The organism is Leifsonia sp., from assembly GCF_051955155.1.
Taxonomy (GTDB): Bacteria; Actinomycetota; Actinomycetes; order Actinomycetales; family Microbacteriaceae; genus Leifsonia.
In genome coordinates this window covers 1-5712 of record NZ_JBQCGZ010000022.1, presented here as the reverse complement: position 1 = coordinate 5712, position 5712 = coordinate 1, and the positions used below count along the sequence as shown (strand labels likewise).

At 73.0% G+C, this 5712-nt stretch carries 7 protein-coding genes; 3 read left to right on the top strand and 4 right to left on the bottom strand.

The features are described from left to right. Positions 1–127 precede the first annotated feature (127 nt). Positions 128–631: a DUF3145 domain-containing protein gene (locus ACTHMF_RS02240; protein WP_440316129.1), complete on the bottom strand. Its 504-nt coding sequence runs from the start codon at positions 629–631 to the stop codon at positions 128–130. A gap of 181 nt (positions 632–812) precedes the next feature. On the opposite strand from ACTHMF_RS02240, the gene ACTHMF_RS02235 reads away from it, so the two are divergent. After that, the gene (locus tag ACTHMF_RS02235; RefSeq protein WP_440316128.1) at positions 813–1376 is read left to right on the top strand and encodes a PadR family transcriptional regulator; all 564 of its coding nucleotides are present in this window, start codon (positions 813–815) and stop codon (positions 1374–1376) included. A gap of 2 nt (positions 1377–1378) precedes the next feature. On the opposite strand, the gene ACTHMF_RS02230 is transcribed toward ACTHMF_RS02235, so the two are convergent. Both ACTHMF_RS02230 and ACTHMF_RS02225 read right to left on the bottom strand, forming a co-directional pair. Then, complete coding sequence (locus ACTHMF_RS02230; RefSeq protein WP_440316127.1) at positions 1379–2224, bottom strand: DUF1684 domain-containing protein; 846 nt, start codon at positions 2222–2224, stop codon at positions 1379–1381. A 57-nt stretch (positions 2225–2281) separates the two neighbouring features. Then, positions 2282–3958 (bottom strand): bifunctional 3'-5' exonuclease/DNA polymerase, encoded by a 1677-nt coding sequence (locus tag ACTHMF_RS02225; protein ID WP_440316126.1) that lies wholly within the window; start codon positions 3956–3958, stop codon positions 2282–2284. A gap of 107 nt (positions 3959–4065) precedes the next feature. Here ACTHMF_RS02225 and ACTHMF_RS02220 point away from each other — a divergent pair, with 107 nt between their 5' ends. Then, a complete protein-coding gene (locus tag ACTHMF_RS02220; RefSeq protein WP_440316125.1) occupies positions 4066–4401 on the top strand; it encodes a hypothetical protein in 336 nt (111 codons plus the stop codon). Between the two features lie 40 nt (positions 4402–4441). Here ACTHMF_RS02220 and ACTHMF_RS02215 read toward each other — a convergent pair whose 3' ends face one another. Continuing rightward, complete coding sequence (locus tag ACTHMF_RS02215; RefSeq protein WP_314149429.1) at positions 4442–4900, bottom strand: NUDIX domain-containing protein; 459 nt, start codon at positions 4898–4900, stop codon at positions 4442–4444. A 71-nt stretch (positions 4901–4971) separates the two neighbouring features. Between ACTHMF_RS02215 and ACTHMF_RS02210 the strand changes: the two genes are divergently transcribed. Continuing rightward, complete coding sequence (locus ACTHMF_RS02210; RefSeq protein WP_314149430.1) at positions 4972–5436, top strand: NUDIX domain-containing protein; 465 nt, start codon at positions 4972–4974, stop codon at positions 5434–5436. The last annotated feature ends 276 nt before the right edge of the window (positions 5437–5712 follow it).

The following is a 5712-nucleotide window of genomic DNA, read 5'->3' as shown; positions in this document are numbered from 1 at the left end:
GGGGAGCCACGCCGGGCCGGCGGCCCCCCAACCGCGTGTTGGGGCGGAGTGCCGGCCCCCCCGCCCCCGGAACTCCTCCCTTTCGTTCACCGCGTGCGGGCGGCCGTGCCTGGCCCGCCGCGGGAGCCTAGCCCACCTTGTGCAGCCCGATGACCGAGGTGTCGTCGTGCGCGTGCCGGAACGGCTCGAGCTCGTCGTCCCAGGCCTGGCCGAGCGCGAGCCGGAGTTCGCGGTGCAGTTCGAGCGCGTTCGCGCCGGCGATCTCCATCGCGTAGCGGACGCGTTCCTCCGGGATCACCATGTTGCCCGCGGTGTCCGTCTGCGCGAAGAAGATCCCGAGGTCGGGGGTGTGCATCCAGCGGCCGCCGTCCGTGCCGAGACCGGCGTCCTCTGTCACCTCGTAGCGCAGGTGCTCCCAGCCGCGCAGCGCGGACGCGAGGCGCGCGCCGGTGCCCTGGGGGCCGTCCCAGAAGAATTCGGTGCGCTGGGCGCCCTTCAGCACCGGCTGCGTCTCCCACGTGAAGTTGACGGCGCGACCGAGAGCGCGACCCGCCGCCCACTCGATGTGAGGGCAGAGCGCGCTGGGAGAGGAGTGCACGTAGAGCACTCCTCGGGCTGCGTGAGCCGTCATGGTTTCCTCCGTTCGTTGGTGCGTCTTCCCCTACGACCAGGAACGGTGAGCCATGAGCTGTGAAATTGGGCGCCTTCGCAAGCGCTGCCACGATTATGCCGGAGAATCGCGCGGAGTTACAAGATTGTGATTCGGCGATTCCCCCGCGCCCCGGACGGCGCGACGGAATAGCATACCCAGTATGTCGGTCCAGTACGGTTTCCTCGCGGTCCTCACCCAGGGCGCCGCATACGGTTCGCAGCTGCAGAACGAGTTCCTGATGCGCGCGGCGCACCGCAGGACGCTGAACGCCGGGCAGGTGTACTCGACGCTCGACCGGATGGTGGAGCAGGGCCTGGTCGAGTCGGCGGGCGAGACCGACGACGGCCTCCCCCTGTACGCGCTCACGCCCGCCGGGACGACCGAGGCGACCGCGTGGCTCACGTCCGGCCCGACGGACGCCCGCCCGGACTGGGACGAGATGCAGGACCAGGTGCTCGTCGCCGCCTCGATCGCCGGGGCGGACGCGGCGGCCGTGGTCGCCGACTACCGGGCGGCGTTCGCGGAGCGCATCCGCGAGCTGACCCACGAGGCGGACTCGCGCGCCCTGCTCGCCGCGAACCGCGCGGCCGAGCTCGGCGCCCGCGCCGCGATCGAGTGGCTGGACGAGGTGGCCGCGACGCTCGCCGCGCACCCCGCGGCGCTCGTGCAGCCGCGCAGCCCGGAGCGGCCGCGCCGGGGACGGAAACCCGCCGCCGCCGGCTGAGGTCAGTGCAGCAGCTCGCCCTGCTTGTTCAGGACGTTCTTCTCGCCCGCCTCGATCGGCACCGCGAAGCGGTTCTGCGCGGGCGGGAGCGGGCAGTTGAAGTTGTAGCTGAACGCGCACGGCGGGAGCACCGCGAGGTTGAAGTCCAGCGTGACGGTGCCGTCCGGGTTCGGGGCGACGAAGAGGAAGCGCCCGACCGAGTATGTGCTGTCGCCGTTGGTGCTGTCCGCGAAGACCAGCTGCAGCGCACGGCCCGACTTGAACGCCGCCAGGTTGTAGTCGACGCCGTCCTTGCTGAACGTGATCTCGCCGGGGATGACCATGTCCCTGGTCTTGCCGTCGTCCTTGAGGTGCTCGAAGCCGACCGTCCTGCCGCCCTCGATGGGCGAGAACGTGGCCTGGATGATCCACTCGGGGTTGAAGTCGAACGCGTCGATGGAGCCGAACTCCTGGATCGCCTCCGAGTTCGCATCCCAGACGCGCAGGGCGTAGTCGCCCTCCTCGCTCGCGATCACGAATCCGGTGACCGTGTCGCTGAAGACGATCTCGGACGGCTCGGGGTCGTCCTTGCCGCGCACGATCGCCTCGCCGTCGACGAGGACTCCGTCCACAGTGATGCCGTCGGCGGCGGTCGCTACGACCTTGAGACCGGACTTGCCGGCGGGCAGCGGAGCCCAGAGGCCGGGGACGCCCCAGATCGGCTGCGCCTCGGCGGGGTCGCCCGTGATCCACTGCGTGTTCACCAGGGCCAGGTTGCCCTTCGGCGCGGTGACGGCCTGCTCGCGGCGCTGGCGGTAGCGCGCCAGGACGTCACGCGGGTCGACGGGGGCGGTGGCGGTGTCGGTCATGGTCTCCATCCTCGGTCAGTCTCGGGCAACAACCAAGTCCGACACTCGTGAATTCCGTCACTTGGCCTCGGCGTAGGAATCGACGATGGCGGCGGTGACCGGGAACTCCACGGGGAAGGATCCGAACAGCAGCCGGCCGGCCTGCGCCGCCGAGGCGACGACGGCCTCCGCGGCCGCGGTGGCGAGCTCCTCCGGGGCGTGCACGATCACCTCGTCGTGCAGGAAGTAGACCAGGTGCGGGCTCTCGGTGAGCGGCCGCCCCGGCGCGAGCGCGGTGAGCCGGTTGCGGAGGTCGGCCATCCAGCACAGCGCCCACTCGGCGGCGCTGGCCTGCACGACGAAGTTGCGCGTGAAGCGCCCCCAGTCGCGCGCCTGGCTGCGCGCGCGGCGCTCGTCGGAGGCCGTCGACTCGGCGGAGGAGGCGGCGGCCTGCGTCGCCTGCCACGAGCCGCCCGGACGGGGCGAGCTGCGGCCGAGCCGCGAGGTGACGACCTCGCCGCGCTCCCCCGCCCGTGCCGCCTCCTCGACGAGCCGGACCGCCTTCGGGAAGGCCCTGGTCAGCCGCGGCATCAGCCGGCCGCTCTCGCCCGTCGTCGCTCCGTACATCGCGCCCAGCATCGCGACCTTCGCCTGCGCGCGCTCCTCGACGGCGCCGGTCGCGACGATGCCGGCGTACAGGTCCTTGCCCCGCCCGGCCGCCGCCATCGCCCGATCGGCGGCCAGCCCGGTGAGGATGCGGGGCTCCAGCTGGGCGGCGTCGGCGACGACGAGCTTCCAGCCGGGGTCGGCGACGACGGCGCCGCGCACCTGCCGTGGCAGCTGGAGGGCGCCGCCGCCGCGGGTGGCCCAGCGTCCCGTCACGACGCCTCCCGGCAGGTAGTCGGGCCGGAACCGGCCGTCGTGCACCCACGCGTCGAGCCAGGACCAGCCATTGGCGGACAGCAGCCGGGACAGCTTCTTATAGTGCAGCAGCGGCTCGATCACGGGATGCTCGATCCGCTTCAGCTCCCACGAGCGCGTGGAGGTCGCCATCAGCCCGGCGCGCTGCAGCGCCTTGAGCAGGTCGGGCGGGCTGTCCGGGTTCAGGTCCGGCGCGTCCAGGCTCCCGCGGATCGCGGTGGCGAGCTCCTCGAGCACGACCGGCCGGCCGTAGCCGGGACGCGGGCCGAGCAGGTCGGACAGCAGCCGGTCGTGACGCTCGGCGCTGTACGGCAGGCCGGCGAACCGCATCTCCGCGGCGATCAGCGCACCGGCGGACTCGGCCGCGAGCAGCAGCCGGAGCCGCCGCGGGTCTGCGCTTCCCGCCACCGCCTCCTGCTGGGCCGCGAACTCGGCCGCCGCGGACGGCGGCGCGTCGGGCTCCCGGTGGTCCAGGTCGAAGAGGGCGGTCGCGGCAGGGATGGGCTCCGGGTCGACGTCGACCGGCGCATCCCACGGCCCGGCGGGAGCGGCGGCGAGCCGGGACGACGCGCTCAGCGCCGAGTGGCGCAGGATCGCGTGGCTGAGTCGGAGGTCGACGCAGCGCTCGACGCGGACGCCCGCCGCGAGCAGCGCCGGGTACCAGGCGCGCGTGTCGTTCCAGACCCAGCGCGGCCGGTCCTCCCCCGCCTCGCGCTCGCGCACGAAGTCGGGGAGGCCGTCCGCCTCCACCGCTTCCGGCGCGGTGCCCGGCTCGGCGGCCGGGTCGACGGCGACGATGCCGCCGGACGCGGTCCGGTCCAGGACGATGTGCACGCCTCCATTCTCCGGCCCGCCGCCGACATCTCGCGCCACGGCGGCCTCCTCCGCTAAGGTGAGGAACATTCATCGCACGACGATGCCGACCCGAAAGGCGATCGACGATGACCGTATACCTGCACGACAGCCAGGGGGTGTGGATCGCGTTCCGCTCGGACGAGCGGAACCGGTACCTGTTCAACCCCGACGGCGACTGGATCGGGTGGTTCCCGTGGGACGACGGTGTCGCCGTCACGCCCTCGGGCGCCTACCTGGGCACCGTCCACGGCGACCGGCTGTTCGCCGACGCGGACTACCGCTACCGCGGCGACCCCGGCTATCCCGGCGCGCCCGGCTACCCGGGCCAGGCGCCGTACCCGGGCGCCGGCGCGTACGTCGGGCTGCCTTCCGGCTGCGCGGACGTGCCGGGCGCGCTGCTCTGGCCGCGCCTGGCGTCCTAGCCCGCCCGCATCCGTCCGGTCGCCCCTCCCCTCGCGGGGATCAGCCCGCGAGGGCGGTCAGCCGTGCCCGCAGCTCCGGCCAGGCGTTCCCGAAGCCGGGATGCAGCGGCATCCCGCTCACCTCGGCGACCGGCACCCAGCGCAGCTCGATGCTCTCGACGTCCGCCATGTGCGCCTCGAACGGCCGCACGGCCTGCGCGACGACCGTCGTGTAGCTCCAGAAGCCGAGGTCGAGCACGCTCTCGAACAGCACCTGCACCGCGTCGGCCGGCACTGCGGCCTCCTCCGCCGCCTCGCGCAGCGCGCCCTCGACCGCCGACTCGCCCTCGTGACGGGCGCCGCCCGGCAGCCCCCAGGTGCCCCCGAAGTGGCTCCAGTCGGCGCGGTGCTGCAGCAGGATCCCGCGGCGCAGATCGTGGACCAGGAGCCCGGCGGCGCCGAACCTGCCCCAGAACCGCTCGCCGTTCGGACCTTCCACCCATGCGTCGCCGGAGTTCACTCCTCCACGTTAGTCGCCCGTCCGCCGTAGGGTGTCTGCATGACGCCGGACGACCGCGGAGCGCTGCACTGATGCCGGTGCGCAGCGCGGCGATCCTGCTGCACCGCGACACCGGCGCCGGACGCGAGGTGTGGCTGGCGCACATGGGCGGCCCGTTCTGGGCGCGCAAGGACGACGGGGCCTGGTCGCTGCCGAAGGGGCTCGTCGAGCCGGGCGAGACCGACGAGCTGACCGCCGCGCTGCGCGAGTTCGCGGAGGAGATGGGCTCCCCCGCCCCGGCGGCCGCATACGAGAGACTCGGCGAGTTCCGCGCCTCCGGCAAGACCATCGTCGTGTTCGCCGCCGAGACGGACTTCGACCCGGCCGGGATCGCGAGCAACACCTTCGCGCTGGAGTGGCCGCCGCGGTCGGGACGGATGCAGGAGTTCCCCGAGGTGGACGCGGCCGGCTGGTTCCCGCTGGAGGAGGCGCGCCGCAAGCTGACGAAGGGTCAGCAGCCCGTCATCGACGCTCTACTCGCCGCGCTGGCCCGCTGACCCTCCCCGCCCGCCCCGGCCGCGATTCGTCACGAATGCGCGCGATTCGTCACGAATGCACGGCGTTCGTCACGAATCAGCCCGTTTCGGCGCGAAGGTACGGCTTCGATTCGTGGGGGAGGGGGGCGGCGCGGGCGCGCCCCCCCGGGCCAACCCCACCACGTAGCTGGCCCGCCCGATTCGTCACGAATGCCGCGCGTACGCGCCGAAGCGCGCGAATTCTACACGAATCGAAGCCGTACCTTCGCGCCGAAACGGGCTGATTCGTGACGAACG